The 18,395-nt window shown below is 69.9% G+C and carries 16 protein-coding genes; 5 read left to right on the top strand and 11 right to left on the bottom strand.

Going from position 1 to position 18,395, the window contains the following annotated elements:
• Positions 1 to 87: 87 nt before the first annotated feature.
• From KDL01_RS13480 to KDL01_RS13450, 7 genes are all read right to left on the bottom strand, one after another.
• Positions 88 to 900, bottom strand: coding sequence for a phosphotransferase family protein (locus KDL01_RS13480; protein ID WP_212528800.1), 813 nt, complete (start codon positions 898 to 900; stop codon positions 88 to 90).
• Between the two features lie 8 nt (positions 901 to 908).
• Positions 909 to 1,373 carry a MaoC family dehydratase gene (locus tag KDL01_RS13475; protein ID WP_212528799.1) on the bottom strand — a complete coding sequence of 155 codons (465 nt, stop codon included), beginning with the start codon at positions 1,371 to 1,373 and terminating at the stop codon, positions 909 to 911.
• A gap of 1 nt (position 1,374) precedes the next feature.
• Positions 1,375 to 2,952, bottom strand: coding sequence for a long-chain-fatty-acid--CoA ligase (locus tag KDL01_RS13470; protein ID WP_212528798.1), 1,578 nt, complete (start codon positions 2,950 to 2,952; stop codon positions 1,375 to 1,377).
• 209 nt (positions 2,953 to 3,161) lie between these two features.
• A complete protein-coding gene (gene fabG, locus KDL01_RS13465; RefSeq protein WP_212528797.1) occupies positions 3,162 to 3,926 on the bottom strand; it encodes a 3-oxoacyl-ACP reductase FabG in 765 nt (254 codons plus the stop codon).
• 41 nt (positions 3,927 to 3,967) lie between these two features.
• Positions 3,968 to 5,806, bottom strand: coding sequence for an acyl-CoA dehydrogenase (locus KDL01_RS13460; RefSeq protein ID WP_212528796.1), 1,839 nt, complete (start codon positions 5,804 to 5,806; stop codon positions 3,968 to 3,970).
• 46 nt (positions 5,807 to 5,852) lie between these two features.
• A complete protein-coding gene (locus KDL01_RS13455) occupies positions 5,853 to 7,073 on the bottom strand; it encodes an acetyl-CoA C-acetyltransferase (protein WP_212528795.1) in 1,221 nt (406 codons plus the stop codon).
• A gap of 74 nt (positions 7,074 to 7,147) precedes the next feature.
• The gene (locus tag KDL01_RS13450) at positions 7,148 to 9,256 is read right to left on the bottom strand and encodes an MFS transporter (protein ID WP_212528794.1); all 2,109 of its coding nucleotides are present in this window, start codon (positions 9,254 to 9,256) and stop codon (positions 7,148 to 7,150) included.
• 353 nt (positions 9,257 to 9,609) lie between these two features.
• Between KDL01_RS13450 and KDL01_RS13445 the strand changes: the two genes are divergently transcribed.
• Entirely contained in the window at positions 9,610 to 10,194 is a 585-nt protein-coding gene (locus tag KDL01_RS13445) for a QsdR family transcriptional regulator (RefSeq protein WP_212528793.1), read from the top strand.
• A gap of 21 nt (positions 10,195 to 10,215) precedes the next feature.
• Here KDL01_RS13445 and KDL01_RS13440 read toward each other — a convergent pair whose 3' ends face one another.
• Positions 10,216 to 10,842 carry a TetR/AcrR family transcriptional regulator gene (locus KDL01_RS13440; RefSeq protein WP_212528792.1) on the bottom strand — a complete coding sequence of 209 codons (627 nt, stop codon included), beginning with the start codon at positions 10,840 to 10,842 and terminating at the stop codon, positions 10,216 to 10,218.
• Between the two features lie 102 nt (positions 10,843 to 10,944).
• On the opposite strand from KDL01_RS13440, the gene KDL01_RS13435 reads away from it, so the two are divergent.
• Complete coding sequence (locus KDL01_RS13435; RefSeq protein ID WP_212528791.1) at positions 10,945 to 11,523, top strand: nuclear transport factor 2 family protein; 579 nt, start codon at positions 10,945 to 10,947, stop codon at positions 11,521 to 11,523.
• A gap of 307 nt (positions 11,524 to 11,830) precedes the next feature.
• On the top strand, positions 11,831 to 11,956 hold the full coding sequence (locus KDL01_RS44530; RefSeq protein WP_281415379.1) for a hypothetical protein: 126 nt from the start codon (positions 11,831 to 11,833) through the stop codon (positions 11,954 to 11,956).
• Between the two features lie 73 nt (positions 11,957 to 12,029).
• On the opposite strand, the gene KDL01_RS13430 is transcribed toward KDL01_RS44530, so the two are convergent.
• Positions 12,030 to 13,520 carry an aldehyde dehydrogenase family protein gene (locus tag KDL01_RS13430; RefSeq protein ID WP_212528790.1) on the bottom strand — a complete coding sequence of 497 codons (1,491 nt, stop codon included), beginning with the start codon at positions 13,518 to 13,520 and terminating at the stop codon, positions 12,030 to 12,032.
• Between the two features lie 221 nt (positions 13,521 to 13,741).
• On the opposite strand from KDL01_RS13430, the gene KDL01_RS13425 reads away from it, so the two are divergent.
• The gene (locus KDL01_RS13425) at positions 13,742 to 14,590 is read left to right on the top strand and encodes an SDR family NAD(P)-dependent oxidoreductase (RefSeq protein WP_212528789.1); all 849 of its coding nucleotides are present in this window, start codon (positions 13,742 to 13,744) and stop codon (positions 14,588 to 14,590) included.
• 589 nt (positions 14,591 to 15,179) lie between these two features.
• Entirely contained in the window at positions 15,180 to 15,596 is a 417-nt protein-coding gene (locus KDL01_RS13420; protein ID WP_212528788.1) for a peptidoglycan-binding domain-containing protein, read from the top strand.
• Between the two features lie 374 nt (positions 15,597 to 15,970).
• On the opposite strand, the gene KDL01_RS13415 is transcribed toward KDL01_RS13420, so the two are convergent.
• Both KDL01_RS13415 and KDL01_RS13410 read right to left on the bottom strand, forming a co-directional pair.
• Positions 15,971 to 17,464: a UbiD family decarboxylase gene (locus KDL01_RS13415; protein ID WP_212528787.1), complete on the bottom strand. Its 1,494-nt coding sequence runs from the start codon at positions 17,462 to 17,464 to the stop codon at positions 15,971 to 15,973.
• A gap of 170 nt (positions 17,465 to 17,634) precedes the next feature.
• Positions 17,635 to 18,282, bottom strand: coding sequence for a UbiX family flavin prenyltransferase (locus KDL01_RS13410; RefSeq protein WP_212528786.1), 648 nt, complete (start codon positions 18,280 to 18,282; stop codon positions 17,635 to 17,637).
• Positions 18,283 to 18,395 lie beyond the last annotated feature (113 nt).

Here is an 18,395-nt window from a genome sequence, read left to right as displayed (position 1 = left end):
CCTTGAACTCCGGCGAGTACCAGCGGCGTCCGCTGCCCTTGCCAGCTCCACCTTTATCCACTGTTTCCTCTCAATCTAGGCATAAGCCTATCGGAGGACCAGTGTCCAAGATCTTCGGGGCACCCCAACGCTCGGGGCGCTCGTGATCACCTCCGGTGCGGCGCAGTAGACGAGGAAGAGGGCGAGGTCGGCGAGTGGGTCGCCGAGGGCTGACATCTCCCAGTCCAGGACGGCGGCGACCTGATCGTGCTGGCCGATCAGCACGTTTTCGAGCCGGTAGTCGCCGTGCAACAGGCAGGTTTTCGAGGTACGCGGGATGTCAGTGCCGAGCGCGGCGCGCAGGCTCGCCGCCGCTGGAAGCGGCCTGCTGTATGAGGCTTCGAGCTGTCTGCTCCAGCGCTGGAGCTGTCGTTCCAGATAGCCGGTCGGGCGGCCGAAGTCGGCGAGGCCGATCGCTGCCGGTTCGACGGCGTGCAGCCGGGCGAGTACGTCGACCAGTGCGCACGCGATGGCCGACGCCCTGCCTGGGTCAAGCTCTCCCGGGGACAGCACCGTGCCGTCGACGAACTCCATGAGGTAGAACGGCGCGCCGATCACCTCGGGATCCGCACAGGCGATCATCGCTTTCGGCACGGGCACGTCGGTGCCGGCGAGCGCGGTCAGCACTCGGAATTCGCGGGCCATGTCGTGGGCGCTCGCCAGCACGTGCCCGAGTGGCGGACGGCGCAGCACCCAGCGGTGCGCCCCGTCCCGCACCAGGTAGGTGAGGTTCGATTTGCCGCCCGGGATCACCTCGGCAGCCAGTTCGCCGTTGGGGGCGAGAAGCCCGGGCGCGGCCTGCTCGAGGTGGGCGCGCAGTCGGTTCAGGTCCAGTCCGGGGGGATCGATCGGATTCGACACACCCGCGCTCATTGCGGCGAGTCCGCGAGGTAGATGCGCGCCACGCTCTCGGCGACGCACACGGGCTTGTCCCCGCCCTCGCGCTCGACCGTCACCACCGTGACCACCTGCACCCCGCCCGGCACCGGGGTGACCTCCGCCAGCCGTGCACGTGCCCTGATTCGGGATCCGGCGGGTACTGGCGCGGGGAAGCGGACCTTGTTGAGTCCGTAGTTGACCGCCATCACGGCCCCCTGCACGGAGTACAGGCCCTCGCACAGGGCCGGGAGCAGGGAGACGGTGAGGAAGCCGTGGGCGACGGTCGCGCCGAACGGGCCCGCGGCCGCGCGGGCGGGGTCGGTGTGGATCCACTGATGGTCGTCGGTCGCGTCGGCGAACTTCTCGATGCGGTCCTGGCCGACAACTCGCCACGCGCCGGTGCCCAGTTCGTTGCCCACCGCGGCGCGCATCTCGTCGATGTCCGTGAACTGCATGTCAGGATCCCGTCTTCGGAGCGGCGGCGGCGTGCCGGGCGAACTGTTCGCGCAGTTCGCGCTTGAGCAGCTTGCCGGTGCCGTTCTTCGGCAGCGCGGGCAGTATGTGGACCTCGCGCGGGTACTTGTAGGGGGCGAGGCGCTCGCGGCAGTACTCGATCAGCTCCTCTGGCCGCGCCTCGACGCCGGGGCGCAACGCGACTGTAGCGACGACCTCCTCCCCCAGCCGCTCGTCGGGCACGCCGATCACCGCGGCCTCGGCGATTGCGGGGTCGGTGTAGAGCACCTCTTCGATTTCCCGGGGGTAGACGTTGTAGCCGCCCCGGATGATCAGATCCTTGATCCGGTCCACGACGTAGAAGAACCCGTCGGCGTCCCGGTAGCCGAGGTCGCCGGTGCGCAGCCAGCCGTCGCGCAGCACGGCGGCCGTGGCCTGCGGGTCGCCGTGGTAGCCCTTCATCACGTTGTGACCGCTGATCGCGATCTCACCGATGTACTCAGGGCCGGCCGGCAGCGCGGCGCCGTCCTCCCCGCGGATCTCGACCTGCACGCCCCAGATCGGCTTGCCGATCGATCCCGTCCGCCGGTCGTGCACGCCCTGGTTGAGCACCGCGGTCGACGCGGTCTCGGACAGGCCGTAGCCCTCGAGGATCACGATGCCGAACTTCTCCTCGAACGCTGCCCTCACCGCCTCGGGCATCGCCGCGCCGCCCGAGGATCCGATCCGCAGCCGGGACAGGTCTCGGCCGCCGATCTCGGCGTTCAACAGGGCCTGATACATGGTGGGCACCCCGACGAAGACGCTGACTCCGTGCTCTTCTATCGCGTCGAGCACGGCGCCGGGCTCGAAGCGCGCGACCGCGGAGATGGTGCCGCCGTGCAGGACAGCGCAGTTGACCACCGAGGACAGCCCATAGATGTGGAAGAAGGGCAGGACGCCGAGCGGCACGTCCTCCTCCTGGACGCCGAACAGGTTGCTGGCCACCGCGGCGTTCATGTACAGCTGGAAGTGAGTCAGCTCCGCGCCCTTGGGCCGGCCGGTGGTACCGCTGGTGTAGATGATGACGGCGGTCTCCTCGGGCGCGGTGGGGAGGATGCCTCGGCGTATCGGCGGACCGTCGGGCGGAGCGAGCAGGGCCTCGAACGGCGCGAATCCGTCCGGCGGCAGGCTCGTGGCGGGGAAGTCGACGTGGTAGAGCGCGATCGTGCGACCGGGCGCGGCGGCCAGCTCGGCTGCGGCGGCCATCTCGGGCGCGCAGAGGGCGAAGGTGATCGCGGCGCGGGCGGCGGAGTCGCGCAGCTGGTGGGCGATTTCCCGAGCCTTGAGCATCGGGTTGAGCGGCACCATGACCATTCCGGCCTTGAGGATGCCGAAGTAGGCCTCGAGGAACGCCGGGATGTTCGGCAGCTGTACCGCCACCCGGTCCCCGCGCTCGAGCCCGGAGGCGAGAAGTCCGGCGGCGATGCGGTCCGTCGTCTCGTCCATCTGCGCGTAGGTGACCGCGTGTGCGCCTATCCGGATGCAGGGGTGCTGCGGCGTTTTGAGCGCGGACTCGCGCAGCAGCGTCGCGAGGTTCATGTGTGCGTCCCGCCTTTCTCTGTGTTGCGGCCGTGTCCGGGTCTCTAGGCCGTGTCTTCAAACCATCGTCGGGGCCGCGACGCCTGCCACGCACGCTCGCGGCGTTGCCGGACCGTTTACAGACGACCGAGTATGCGCACGGCCCGGCGCCTTGCGAGCGCACGCGTCAGACGCCGCGGCCTGATCCGACGCCGGTTTGAAGACACGGCCTAGTGCGGGCCGCCGTCGACGTAGAGGGTCTGGCCGGAGAGGTAAGAGGAGTCGGGACCGGCGAGGAACGCGATGACGCCCGCGATGTCCTCGGGCTCCCCGGTACGCCGCAGCGGAAGCGTCTGGGCTACCTGGGCTTTGGCGCTCTCGAGGTCGGCGCCCATGCGCTGCGCGGTGGCCGCGGTCATCGCGGTGGCGATGAAGCCGGGTGCCACCGCGTTGACGTTGACTCCGTAGGGGCCGAGTTCGATGGCGAGGGTGCGGGTGAAGCCCTGGATGCCGGCCTTGGCGGCCGCGTAGTTCGCCTGGCCCCGGTTGCCCAGGGCCGAAGTCGAGCTCACGTTGACGATCTTGCCGTGGCGCTGCTTGACCAGGTGCCGCTGGGCGGCGCGGCACAGCAGGAAGGGTCCGCGCAGGTGCACGCCGATGACCTCGTCCCAGTCCGCGTCGGTCATCTTGTACAGCAGGTTGTCCCGGGTGATGCCGGCGTTGTTGACCAGGATGTCGATCCGGCCGAGCTGGGCGACGGTCGCCGCCACGGCCGCCTGCGCGTCGTCGGTGTCGGCGACGTCGCCGCCGAGGCCGATCGCGGTGCCGCCGGCCTGGCGGATCGCGGCGACGGTCGCGTCGGTGTCCGGTGCGTACAGGTCGAGGACCGCCACGGCCGCGCCGTCGGCGGCGAGGCGGATCGCGGTGGCGGCGCCGATGCCGCGTGCGCCGCCGGTGACCAGGGCGGCCTGCCCGCTGAGCGCCTTGCTTGTCATGGTGCTGATCGTTCCTTTCGGGTGGCCCGGGCCGTCCGCGCTCAGCGGAATGCGGCCGGATCGAGGTCCATCAGGGCATTGTCGGTGGCTTCGAGCGCGGCGCGGCGAGCGGCGAGCTCGGGTAGGACGGTGGCGGCGAAGAACCGGGCGACGGCGCTCTTGCCGGTGTAGAAGTCGCGCTCCTCCGGGGCCGGGCCGGCCTCCAGCGCCTTGAGTGCGATGTGGGCCTGGCGGGCGAGTAGCCAGCCGAGGATCAGGTCCCCCACGCTCATCAGCAGCCGGGTCGTGTTCTGGCCGGCCTTGTAGATCTCCGCGGGCGTCGCGGACGCGGCGCGCTGCCAGTCGAGCATGGCGGCCACCATCGCGCGCACGTGCCCGAGTGCCTCGCTCAGCGCAGCGTGCTCGGAGCGCAGCCGCGCTTCCCCGTCGGTCTCGGTGAGGAAGGCCTCGATCTCTCCGGTCACCGCGTTCCACGCCACTTCCCGGTCGCGGGCGATCTTGCGGAAGAAGAAGTCAAGGCCCTGGATTCCGGTGGTGCCCTCGTACAGCGTGTCGATCTTGGTGTCGCGGATGTACTGCTCGAGCGGGTAGTCCTGGAGGAACCCGGAGCCTCCGAACGTCTGCAGGCTCTGGGCCAGCAGGGCGTAGGAGCGCTCCGAGCCGACGCCCTTGACGAGCGGGAGCAGCAGGTCGTTGACGCTCGTGGCGCGCTCGGCCGCGGCCTCGTTGCCCACGGCGCGGGCCAGGGCGGCGCGGTCGAGCCAGGAGGCGGTGTAGATGTAGAGGGCACGGAGCCCCTCGGCGTACGCCTTCTGCGTCATGAGGTTCACCCGCACGTCGGGGTGCTGATCGATGCTCACGCGCGGGGCGGTCTTGTCCCCCGCCCGGGCCAGGTCGGGCCCCTGGACCCGGGTTCTGGCGTAGTCGAGCGCGTTGAGGTACCCGGTGGAGAGGGTCGCGATCGCCTTCACCCCGACCTGCATGCGCGCGCCCTCGATCACCTTGAACATCTGCGCGATGCCGTCGTGCACGCCGCCGAGCAGGTGGCCGACGGCGGGCTCGTGCTGGCCGAAGGTCATCTCGCAGGTGGTGGAGACCTTGATGCCCATCTTCTTCTCGACGTTCGTGGCGTAGACGCCGTTGCGCTCGCCGAGTGCGCCGGTCGCCGGGTCGAAGTGGTATTTCGGCACGACGAAGAGCGAAAGGCCCTTGGTCCCGGGGCCGGCTCCGTCCGGGCGCGCGAGGACGAAGTGGACGATGTTCTCCTCCAGGTCGTGCTCGCCGGAGGTGATGAAGCGCTTGACGCCCTGGATGTGCCAGGTCCCGTCCGGCTGCGGCACGGCGCGGGTGGTTCCGGCCCCGACGTCGGATCCGGCGTCGGGCTCGGTGAGCACCATCGTCGCGGCCCACCGCCGCTCGACCATGAGCTTCGCCATCCGCCGCTGCTCCTCGGTGCCGAGGAAGTGGAGCAGAGTGCTGAAGCTGGGGCCGCCGCCGAACATGAACACCGGGGCCTGGGCTCCCTGGACGAGTTCGACCAGCGACCACCACAGCGCGCGCGGCGCGGGCGTGCCGCCGAGCTCCGGGGGCAGGTCCAGGCGCCACCATTCGGCGTTCATGTACGCCTGGTACGAGCGGCGGAAGGCCTCGGGCATGGTCACGGCGCAGGTGGCCGGATCGTAGACGGGCGGGTTGCGGTCGGCCTCGGTGTAGGAGGCGGCGATCGGGCCGAGCGCGAGGCGCTCGACCTCGGCGAGCATCTGCCGTGCCGTGGGCTCGTCGATCTCCGCGTAGGGTCCGCGGCCCAGTGCCTCGCGGGTGTCGAAGACCTCGAAGAGGTTGAATTCGAGGTCTCGCAGATTGCTGCGATAGTGGCTCATGGTCTGTCGCTTTCGGCGCCGGCGGGGTGGGGGAACGGATGGGCCATCAGCTGAGCCTTTCGAGGATCAGGGCCATGCCCTGGCCGCCGCCTACGCACATGGCTTCGAGGCCGAACTGCTTGTCGTGGGTGCGCAGGGAGTTGATCAGGGTGGTGGCGATGCGGGCGCCGGTCATGCCGAAGGGGTGGCCTACGGCGATGGCGCCGCCGTTGACGTTGAGGCGGTCGATGTCGATGCCGAGGTCGCGGTAGGAGGGGATCACCTGGGCGGCGAAGGCCTCGTTGATCTCGACCAGGTCGATGTCGCCGATGGACAGGCCGGCGCGCTTGAGTGCCTGCTTGCTGGCCTCGACCGGGCCGAGGCCCATGATCTCGGGAGACAGGGCGCTCAGGCCGGTGGCGACGATGCGGGCGAGCGGGGTGATCCCGAGCTCGCGGGCCCTGGTGTCCGACATGACCACCAGCGCCGCGGCGCCGTCGTTGAGCGGACAGCAGTTGCCGGCGGTGACGCGGCCGTCCGGGCGGAAGGAGGGCCTGAGCGCCTCGACACCCTCCAGGGTGACCCCGGCGCGCGGGCCGTCGTCGGCGGTCACGATCGTGCCGTCGGGCAGGGTGACGGGGGTGATCTCGCGCTCCCAGAAGCCCTCGGCGATCGCCTTCTCGGCCAGGTTCTGCGAGCGCACGGCGAATTCGTCCATCTCCCGGCGGGTGACGCCCTTGAGCTCGGCGAGGTTCTCCGCGGTCTGGCCCATCGCGACGTAGACGTCCGGCAGCTCGCCGCTCTCGCGCGGGTCGGCCCATTCCCGGGTGCCGCCCTCAGCCCGCTCGGCCGTGCGGGCCAGCGCACTGGCGAAGACCGGGTTCATGGTGCTGGGCGGGTAGTCGGCGGCGCCCGAGGTGTAGCGCGAGACGCACTCGACTCCGGCGGAAAGGTACACGTCCCCCTCCCCCGCCTTGATCGCGTGGAAGGCCATCCGCGTGGTCTGCAGGGACGAGGAGCAGTACCGGTTCACCGTGGTGCCGGGCAGGTCGTCGAAGCCGAGCAGGGCGGCCACCACCCGGGCGAGGTTGTAGCCCTGTTCGGCGGCCGGCTGGCCGCAGCCGAGCATCAGGTCCTCGATCTCCCGTGGATCGAGCTGCGGCACCTGCGCCAGGGCGGCCCGCACGATCGCGGCCGTCAGATCGTCCGGGCGCACGGTGGCCAGGGATCCCTTGGCGGCGCGCCCGATCGGGGAACGGGCGGCGGCCACGATCACTGCTTCAGGCATGGCATGCTCCTTGCTTGGTATCCGGCCCGGCAGCCGGTGCGGCCGCCGGGCCGTGCGACGTGTCGCGTATCCGATTACTTCGCCAGCGCGGCGAGTGCGGTGAGTTCGCGCTCGACCTTCTCGCCGTGCTCGCGGGCGTCCTCGCGCGCCTTCTTGGCACTCCAGCGGCCGGTCAGCAGCCAGATGAACGGGATGAACACCACCTGTCCGGCGAAGCACAGCCACCACCAGTGCTGCCACTGGCTCGGCGACTGCTTCTGCGCCGCTTCCACCGCCGGGGCGTTGGCCTGCAGGTACGTGAGTTCGGCCACGACCTTCGGGTCCTGCAGCCCGGGCCCGTACTGCGCGACGAGCGCGAGGTCGGCGCCAGGCACCTTCCCGAGCGCGGTCAGCTCAGCCGCGGCGCTCGCGACCGGCTTGCCGTTCGCGGACACCAGGGCGAGATCGGCCTGGGGCACCGCGGCAAGCGCCTGGAGCCGCGCGGTCGCCGCACTCGCCGTCACGTGGAAGGCTGCTGCGATCTGACCGACCGCCTCGGCCTGGGCTGCCGTGTCGTTCGGGTTCGCCGCCAACGCCGCCTGCGTGGCCGGGTCGATCGCCTGCGCGGTCGCGAGCTGCGCGGCGTACTGCGCGCCGAGCGTCACCACGCTGGTGACGGTGCCGACCGGGAGACCGGAGATCTCGCTCAGGGCCTGGGCCTGTGCGGCGGGGTCGCTCGGATTCGCGGTGAGCGCGGCCTGTGTGGCCGGCGAGAGTTTCTGCGCGGTGGCCAGTTGCGCCGCGTCCTGCGTCGCGATCGTCTGCACCCGGGTCGCGATCGACGGGTCGGCCGCGACCGCCTTGACCGTCGCGTTCTCGCTCGCGCTCAGCCCCGGGCTCTGTCCGGCCGCCGCGGCGGCGACCTGCGTGCCCTGACCCACCAGCGTGCTCGCGGCCGGAATGAGCGCGATCAGCACCAGCAGCGCGACCACCACGATCGAGCGCAGCGTCGCACCCCACACGGCCAGGCCGGTGGCCGTGGCGGCCGGGTTGTGCTTCTCGACCGTCTCGGTGAACGCGGCCATCCACGTGGAGAACGCGAACGCGCTGCCGATCGCGATCGGCATCAGGATGGCGACGAACTCGTAGTAGGTCGTGCCGGGGTGTGTGGTGGCGATCGCGAACAGCGCCACACCCGCCATGCTCACCACCCCGCCCGCGAGCATGAACGGCTTGCGGACCTTGAGCGCGTCCGACACGAGCCCCGCGACCAGCAGCGCTGCGGCGTTCATGGCCCAGTACCAGTTCGACAGGGCGTTCGCCCGGGCCTCCGAGTAGCCGAAGTTCGTGGCGAAGAAGACCACGAACATGCCCACCGCGGCGTAGTAGAACAGCAGCGAAAGGCTCAGCGCGATCGCTGGGAGGATGATGTCGCGGCGCAGCATCTGCCGCCAGTGCCCCTCGACCACGACGTTGGGATCGATACCCGCGGCGTTCGCCTCGATCAGGGCCTTGTCCCGCAGGCTCACCATGATCTGGTCGCGCAGCTGCGGCGCGAGCTCGCGCAGGCCGACGAACGCGAGGGCGAACACGACGAGCCCGACGACACCGCACACCCGGAACTGGTACTGCCAGTCCGCGTGCGCGGCCAGCGTGTGGCTGGCGACTTCGCTGACCACGAGGCTGCCGAGCACCGGGCCCATGGTCCAGAAGCACATCGCCGAGGCGCGACCGAGCTGCGGGGAGAAGTCGCGGATCAATGCCGGGGTGGCCACCAGGATCATGCCTTCGACGAAGCTGACCACCGCGAACAGCACCAGGTAGACCGACTTCTCGGTCGCGTCGGCGAGCCCGAAGGCCACCAACGCACCGGTCACCGCCAGCCCGTAGACCACGAGATTCGCCCGGCCCCACCGGTCGGCCAGCCCCGCGACCACCGAGGCGAGCGCGCCGACGCCGTTGCCGACGATGGAGATCGAGATCAGATACACCAGGGTCATGTGCAGGTTCGCGGCGAGCGCGGTGGCCACCGAGCCCTGGACGTAGAGCTCGTAGTAGAGCGTGATCGTGGCCAGGACGACGATCACCAGGTAGCCGGTGCGTGCTCCGGTGGCCGGGTAGCGGTCCAACTGGCGGCCCCAGATGCCGCCCTTGGCGTTGACGGTTGGGAGCGCGGGAGCCGTGGGGTGCGAGCTGCTCGTCATTGAGTTGCCCTTCTGCTCGGTCGGATCGGACAGATCGGCCCATGGCGGCACCGTCCGCGATGCAGGGTGAATAAGCGCTTGCTTACCTTTCACGCCGTGCGAGGTCGTAGATCAGGGGTGGGGGGTTCGGGGCCTTCGCAGTGCCCTGGTGGCGAGGCGCACCGGGCGCACGCCATCGAGGCAGACTGCTGTCATACGCTCGAGTTCGGGCGGATTGCCGAGGTCGGTCGGCGTCCCGAGCCACGCGGTCGCAGCGGCCTGTGGGCTATGAGAATGACACGGCCGGATCGCATGTGCAACACTTCTTGAGAATGTTGCACCTGAGGGTGCTCGAGCACAGCCAGGAGACACCGATGGCGCAACCCGCCGACGCCCGACGCGGCGCACAGGAGGCCGTGGAGCGCGCTGCGCAGTGGTTCGCGCAGTGCCGCAGGCTCGACATGCAGGGTCTGGCCGATGAGCTCGGCATCAACCGGGCCACCTTGTTCCGCCGGGTCGGCGGGCGAGAGGTCCTGCTCGCGCGTGCCCTGTGGATCGAGACCGAGCGGTGCCTGGCGATAGCGGCCGAGCGCTGGGAGAGCGAGAAGCCCGCCGACGCCCTGCACACCACCGGTTCGCTGCGGCACTTCAACGCGATCGTGGCGCGGTCGAAGGGCCTGCGCACGCTGCTGGACGACGAGCCGGCACTCGCCATGAGGATCCTCACCGACCCCCGCGGGCCGATCCAGCAGGGCACCGTCGCCGCGGTCGCGGACTCGTTGCGCCGCGACGTGGAGGACTACGGACTGGAACCGATCATCGGGCCCGACGACCTCGCCTACGCACTCGTACGCATCGGCGAGTCGTTCCTCTACGCCGACGTGCTCGCCGCCCGCACCCCGGACGTGGAGAAGGCCGACCGGCTCCAGCGCGCCCTGATCGAGGGCGCCTCAGCGTGAGCCGCCGCCCGGAACTCGCCCTCAGCGGTTGAGCAGGGGCAGGAGCACCTCGTCGACGATGGCCTGGACCTCGGCATCGGAGACGGTGCCGTGGTCGATGGATTCGGCCACGACCAGGCGCGGGCCGATGGCCGCGGTGCGCTCGGTGGCCCGTTCGGGGCCGGCCTGGCCGCGCTCGACGGCGACCCGCATGCGCTCGAGCAGTACGGCCCGGTGGGGCGCGATGACCTGCGTCATGACCTGCTCGAACAGCTCGGGATGGCGCGGGCGCTGGGTCAGCAGCGGCCGCAGAGCGCGGCCGCGCGGCTCTTCCAGGATCCGGGCGAACCTGGTGAGCAGGACGAGCAGATCCCCGCGCAGCGTGCCGGTGTCCGGCATCAGGGGCCTGCCCAGGCCGGCCTCGTCGTCCTTGAGAGCGGCCAGGACGAGTTCGGCGGTGGTGCTCCAGCGGCGGTAGAGCACCGACTTTCCGGTGCCCGCCTTCGGAGCGATCTTCTCGAAGCTCAGCTCCTCGAAGCTGGTCGCGGCCAACTCCTCCAGGGTCGCCCGGTAGATCGCCTGGGTCAGTTCCACGCCGCGGCGGCGCGAGGTCGCGCCGTCGGCGGCGGTGCGCCGCGGCGGCGTGGGTGATGCGGGCAAGGTGCTCATCCACCCCGTTATAGCCCCCGACCTCGGATCGCGTCGACCGGAGAGGCGGTGTACGGTGAGACTAAGAAACAATTCCGTCCTCTATTTTACGGAGCTCGACACATGGACGCACGTCTCGAGGACCGGGCCGCCATCGCGGACCTGATGAACGGCTGGATCCACCGCGACCTGGGCGAATGGGACCAGCTGCGCGATCTGTTCCACCCCGGCGCCACCATCACGATCACCTGGTTCGACGGCCTGGCCGCCGACTTCGTCGACGGCTCCGCCCGCATGGGCACGACGGACCTGCGCACCAAGCACGTGATCGCCAACCCGTCGATCACCTTCCACGGCGACCGGGCCCTGGTGCAGACCAACGCGATGATCATCGCTGAGAACACCGCCCTGGAACTCGGCTGCACCGCACACAACCGCTTCCTCGACCAGGTCGAGAAGCGCGACGGGGCGTGGCGCATCAGCCGCCGCGACAGCAGCTACGACATGAGCTGCTTCAACTTCCTCACCAGGATCCCGGAGATCGACGAGAAGGCCGTGAGCGCATACCCGCGCGAGTACGCCGCCCTGGCCTACCTGCTGGAGCGGTCCGGCTTCCCCGTCACCGGCGAGTTCCCCACGCGCGGCAGCGCACTGGAGGCCGAGATCAAGGCCGCCGGGTCCGCATGGCTCAACGAGAGCTGAGAACCGAGACGCAGGACGCGACGTGACACACACATCAGCGGGCCGGCGGCACCGGGCCTGTGGCCGCCAAGACCGCGCTCACCAACGTGCGCGTCTTCGACGGCCACAGGCTGCGCGAGCCGGGAACGGTCGTGATCGGCGACGGTGTGATCCTTGCCGCCGCGGACACCGAGGGCGCACGGGTGACTGACGGATCGGGCGGAACGCTCCTTCCGGGACTGATCGACGCCCACATCCACCTGAGCGACCTCGAGGCCCTCGAGCAGTTCACCGCCTTCGGGGTCACCACCGCCTTGGACATGGGCACGTGGCCGCCGAGCCTGGTCGACGCGACCCGCTCACCGACATCCGCGCCACCCGCCAGATCCAGCGCATCTGGTGCGCCGGCGTCGAAAGCGCACTGCCGGCCCACGATCTCGGCGCGCCGGCATGACGAGGCGGGCGTACGACCGGCCCGGACGGCAGCTTCGTTGAGTATCTCGGCGTCCGGCTCGGCGTTCCGCGGCTCACTCCTCAGGGATGGCAGGGGCGATGTCGGAAGACGGTCCGAGGCCGAAGGCGGCGTCGACGACCGCCTGCGCGATCGGCCCGTACGGGGGCAGGAAGGCGTCGGCCAGATCTCCGGTCCCACGCACCACCACGCCGCGGGGATTTGAGAACTCGCGGAACCCCTCGATGCCGTGGTGCCGTCCGGTTCCGCTGTTCCCGATGCCTCCGAAGCCGAGCGAGGGCAGTGCGCCCTGCACCGCGCACACGTTGACGCACGCACCTCCGGACGTCGTCGCGCGCAAGACGTGTTCTGCGACGGCCGTGTCCTTGCTGAACACGTACAGTCCGAGCGGGCGCTCCCCGGCGTTGATCGCGGCGAGAGCATCGTCGAGATCGTCGTAGGGGATCACGGGCAGGATCGGGCCGAAGATCTCCTCGTTCATGATGCGCAGGCCCGCAGGCGGGTCGATGACCAGTGACAGCGGCAGGCGCCGGGTCGTTCGGTCCCCCTCGCCGCCCAGGGAGACGATCCGCGCGCCGGCGGCGCGGGCTTCTTCGAGCAGCGCCAGGATCCGCTCGAGGTGTCGTTCGGTGATGATGCCCGTGCAGTGCTCGGATGAGGCGTAGTCGGGCAGTTCGTCGGTGAGGTAGCGCTCGGCGTGGGCGGCGAACTCCTCGATCCGCTCGCGCGGCACGAGTGCGTAGTCCACTGAGATGCACATCTGGCCGTTCTTGACGAGCTTGGTGCCCACGACGCTGCGCACGCTCTGCGCGTCCACGCTGTCGGCGGTCAGGATCGCCGGGCATTTGCCGCCGAGTTCGAGCGTGACGGGCACGAGGTTCTCGGCCGCGGCCAGGGCGACGAGTCGGCCGACCGCGGGGCTGCCGGTGTAGAGCAGATGATCCCAGCGCAGTGTCGGAAACTCCTCGGCCAGCGCCAGACCGCCGACGCACACCGCCACCAGGTCCTCCGGAAAGGTCTCGGCGACCATCCGGCGCAGCAGTTCGGCGCTGGCCGGGGTGTATTCGGACGGCTTGATCAGCACGCGGTTGCCGGCGGCGAGCATCTCGACGAGGGGGCCGAGTGAGAGGTCGAACGGGAAGTTCCAGGGCACGATGACGCCGATGACCCCCTTGGGCTGATAGCGCACACCGGCTCGGGCCGTGCCATAGAGCGCGGGGTCGGAAAAACGCCGGTCCTCCTCCATCCACGTGCCGAGGTGCTCGGCGGCGAACGCGGCGCGCCCGGCGATGCCGAGGAGTTCGACGAGGTCGGTGAACAGATCGGGATGGGACCCGAAGTCCGCGGCCATCGCCGCGCGGATCTCTTCGCGGTGGTTGAGCAGCATCCCGGCCAGCGCCGCCAGGCGGCCTTGCCGGGTCGCGGCGTCGGGGTGGGGGTCGGCGCCGAACGCCGCGCGCTGCAGGGCGTGCAGCCGGTGCAGTTCCGCGATCGCCGCGCTGTCGTCGAGGTCGGCGCCGGGGAGCAGGGCAAGCAGTGGACTCATGGCGGAATCCTGAATTCGAGGTCGGCTGAGCAGAGTCGATGGCCGCGTCGGCGCGGAGCGCGGGCGCGATGCAACATTTCACGGAAGTGTTGCACACGTTGCCGGTCGATGCCATCCTTACCGACACGCCGTCAACACCGGCCGCCGACGGGAGGCACCGTGAGCGTGCACCACACATCCGGGGACGCGGACGTCCACTCGCTCTCGGCAGGCGGACGGCCATGAGCCCTACCGCACACCGCATCGGGCGCGATCTGACCGCGAAGTCGGCGGTGGTCACCGGCGCCGGCTCCGGCATCGGCCGCTCGATCGCACTGTTGCTCGCCCAGCGTGGCGCGCGGGTCTACGTCGCCGACGTGGACGAGCAGCGCGCCGAGGCCGTCGCCCGCGCGATACGCGGGGCCGGCGGCGCGGCGAGTGCGCACGTCGTCGATGTCACCGACGCGGACGCGGTGGCGCGATTCGCCGATGCAGTTTTCTTAGACGGGCCACTCGACCTGCTGTTCAACAACGCCGGCATCGGCCTCGCGGGCGCCGTCGTGGACACGACACTCGAGGACTGGCGGCGGTTGATCGACGTCAACCTCATGGGCGTCGTGCACGGACTCAACGCCTTCCTGCCGCGGTTGCTGGCCCAAGGCCGGCCCGCGCACATCGTCAACACCGCCTCGATGGCCGGCCTGGTCCCGGCCGCCGGGTTGACCGCCTACTCCGCGACGAAGGCCGCCGTGGTCGCCCTGACCGAGGCGCTCGAGATCGAGCTGATCGGCACCGCAGTGCGTGTCAGTGCGCTGTGTCCAGGGGTCATCGACACCGCCATCGTCTCCGCCACGACGATGCGCGGCACGTGGGCGGACCGCCGCGCCCGTACCGTGGAGCTCTACGCCAAACGCGGCACCTCGCCCGACACCGTCGCGCGCCAGGCGCTCGCCGCCCTGCGTCGCGGCCGCCGAATCGTTCCGACCCCGCGCTACCAGGTCGTCCCACACTGGTGGCTCAAACGCACCGTCCCACCCGCCGGACGAGCCCTGTCGATCCTCAGCTTCCGATTCCTGAGCAGAGACGACTGACGCGGCCACACGCTCTACCACCCCGTTGAGAGCAGGTCCTTTAGAATACATCGCGCGGTACGTACATGCCCCACACCTCGCGCAGCGCGTGCGAGACCTCGCCTGCGGACCGGCCCACGCTGCGCCTGGACGGGTCCGGGCTTCCGGTACCGACTCGCACCGAGACGCCCCTTCCCAACGACCCTCGCAGCGTCGTCGCAAAACGACGCCCGGCGGCACCGTGAACCACCCGACAGCAGGAAATCTCGCTTGCCAGGCTTGACGACGCCGTCCGTGGGCATGGCTACGAAGCGGTCGAACCGGGAGCGTATCAGACTTCGATAGCTAACATCAACCCATAGCTACATCCGACCGACAAACAAAATTGCGAATATCCCGTGCCAAATCCTTGACGCGGGACACCGCCATGTGGGATCAATCTTCGTTGATACCCCTCCGCGCGCGGTCCGTTCCTGGTGGCTTCGCGCAGGAACTGGCACCGGAGCTCGACGAGGGTCTTCGGCCACGGTCACCGTGCGTTGGGCAACCAGCCAACGTCACCAGTCACAGATGCCACCGCCTCCGGGGGTGGGTGGCAGAGAAGAGAACCATGTCACGTAGTCAAAGCCTCTTGGCCGCCGCGGCCGTCGCTGCGGCCGTCGTCGTGCCGTTCGCGATCCCGACCACCGCGTCCGCCGCCTCCTCCTCGTGCGCGACTCCACTCGGGTGCCTCGCGCCGGGAGATTCAAGCGGGTTCGTCAAGATCTGGCAAGAGGACCTCAATTTCTACATGACGATAGGGACGGGCCAGTGCCGCCCGACCCTGACCGAGGACGGAATCTACGGGTCGCTCACGACGAACGCGACCAGGTGCTTCCAGACGCTCCAGGGCGATGGGGTCGACGGCATTGCCGGCATGCAAACGCAGATAAGCATGTGCAAAATACTGCAGACGCTCGCCCCAACCTCTGCGATCTACTATCAGACGTGCACGTTTACCGGAGCACCCGGCACCGTCCTGGTGTAGTTCGCGGATCAGCGTCGTGGGATCGCCCAGGAACCGGGCGTTCCCGCGGCCCGGCCCGGCTCGGTATCCCGGGCCGGGGCCGGCGTCGTCTCGGGTGCCGATGGGTCGGCTGTTCCCTAGAACATCGTTCAGGTTGGGCAGGCCTGCCTTGACGTCTGACGGCAGGGGCGGGATGTCCCGCTGCGACGCCGTCGGTCAACGGCTCGACCGGCGGGCCCGGGGTGAAGGTGATCGTCTTGTTCGTGGTGTCGACGCCGCCGGCCCGGTCGAGATCGAGGTGCCCCGTCGAGTCGGGCAGTTCAACCGGTTTGCGGAGCCGCGGCCTCATCCCGTGCTGGGCCGGGCGTCAAAGTGGGACCGCGCCGCACCGCGCCTCACGCCTTGTAGTCGGGATACCAGGGCGTGGGGTCGACGTCGCGGAAGTGGGCCCGGGTGAACTTCTCCCGCAGCGCGAACGGCACGGTGGCGTCGTAGACCATCTTGGCGGTGACGCCCTTGGCCGGGATCTCCGGGTTGTACTCAGGGGTCTGGGAGGGATCGAGCACGTGCCCGGCGATCTTGGGCAGGATGACCAAGTCCTTGTCAGCCTGGAAGCGGTTGGTCATCGCCCACAGCACGTCGTCGCTGTCGAAGGGGTCGACGTCCTCGTCGACGAGTACGACGTGCTTGAGCTCCGCGTAGATGCCCAGGGCGAGGATCGCGGCCTGGCGGGCGCGCCCGTCCTCGAACGCGTCGCGCTTGCCGACCTGGATGATCGAAAGGAACTTCCCTCCGCCCGCGGAATGCGCGTAGACCTGCTTCACGAAGCCGGGGAAGGCGTCCTCGCAGGCCTTGAGGATCGCGGCCTCGGTCGGGATGCCGGCGAGGGAGACGTGTTCCTCCCCGGGGCCGACCAGGGTCTGCACGATCGGGTCTTTGCGCGTGGTCACGCCCTTGACCTTGATCAGGGGCAGGGACGGGTTGGCCGGCCCGTCGCACCCGGGGAACTCGGGCATCGCGTGGCCGGTCCCGGTGTTCTTGTCCTCCTTGACCCGGACGTCCGGCAGGATCTCGCCCTCGATCACGATCTCGGCGCGGGCGATGGACTTCTGCTTCACGGTGACGCAGTCGACCAGTTCCACGCCCTCGCCGCGCAGCGCTCCGCCGATCGTCAGCTCGTCGAAGCCGAGCGGGGTGGTCGGGGCCTCGAACTCGGCACCGATGTAGACCGCGGGGTCGAGGCCGATGTTGATGGAGACCGGCAGCGACTCGCCCTTGGCCTCGGCCTTCTGCCGGAACGCGTCGATATGGCGGCCAGGGGCGAAGAAGATGGAGATCTCGTCCTTGCCCTGCACACACAGCCGATGGATGGTCACATCGGTGTGGCCGGTCTCGGGGTCGGTGCCGAGCACCAGGGCCTCGCAGAAGTACGGCCCGGCGTCCTTGTCGGTGTTGGTCGGCGCCGGCAGCAGGGTGCGGATGTCGAAGTCCTCGTCGTCCGCCCGGTGCACGATCTGCTGGCAGGGCGCGTTCTCGGCGGTGACGATCACGGGCTCGAGGGGATTGCGCACCGCCTCGGCCATGCGCTGGGTGAGGCGGGCCGGCTCGCTCTCCAGCAGGATGCCGACGCGCTCGCGGCTGGCCAGCAGACCGACCAGGATGCGCGCCCCCGGATAGCCTTTGACGTTCTCGAAGAGCATCGCCGGGCCGATGCCGGTCGGGCGCTCGACGGTGCCGCCCGCCCCGATCCGCTTGTAGACCCCGGCGAGTTCGCCGTAGGGGTCGATCGGGTGGTCGGTGGTGTGCAGCTGGCCGGGATGACGGGCGAGCCGGTCCAGGGCCGAACGCAGATCCCGCACCGGGGCGGGCGGATCGGGCTGCTCGGGCATGGGAACGCTGCCTTTCTTCCGGACTCGGCCGGGCCGGTGGCACGAAGAGGATCGCGGCAGTAGGCCGGCGCATCCGTCGGTCGCGAATCAGGGGACGATCTTTCGGGTCCGACCTACACAGCCGGGTCATGGGGCTCGCAGCACCCTGCTCCCCGGTCCGCGACGCCGCCTCACTCCCGCGCCGAGCGCGCGGCCGCGCGCTCGGTCGACGCGTCCGAACCGCCTTCGCCCCAGGCGTAGTAGTCGGTCTGGTCCAGCCCGACGAACCCGAGCAGCCGCGCCGCGAACTCCTCGAACATCTGCTCCACGGTCTCGGGCGTGTTGTAGTACGTGGGAATCATGGGGTAGACCACCGCGCCGGCCTCGGTCGCCTGGGTCATGTTGCGCAGGTGGATCAGGCTGAAGGGAGTCTCGCGCACACAGAGCACGAGTCGGCGCCGCTCCTTCAGGCACACGTCCGCCGCCCGCTCGATCAGCGAGGTGGACTGACCCTGCGAGATCCGGCTGACGGTTCCCAGCGAGCACGGCACCACGATCATGCCCCAACTCGGGTAGCTACCCGAGGTTACCGGAGCGGCCCAGTCCCCCGCCTCCCACGCGTACACCTTGCCCGAGGGACGCCCCAGCACCGTCCGCACCGCGTCCCCGTCCTCGGCCACCGCGAACTCGTGAGCCAGCAGCTTCCGTCCGTTGGGCGAAAGCAGCAGATCCACGTGCCCGACCCGCTCATCCCGTTCCAAAGCGTCGAGGACGTAGCGGGCCATGCGGGTCCCGCCCGCTCCCGTCACGGCCATCGTGATACTGCGCTGCTCCGTCATGGCACACGGCCTCCAGGCACATCGGACATGCATCGATCCAGTACGAGCCCCGGGCCCGATACTGCTGGGGAAACCGCCCCGACACACCTCGGATCCACCAGGCGCGCCGACCG

The sequence above is a fragment of the Actinospica durhamensis genome (genome assembly GCF_018139695.1).
Taxonomy (GTDB): Bacteria; Actinomycetota; Actinomycetes; order Streptomycetales; family Catenulisporaceae; genus Actinospica; species Actinospica durhamensis.
The sequence above is the reverse complement of the archived record's forward strand: the minus strand, read 5'-3'. Positions and strand labels throughout refer to the sequence as shown.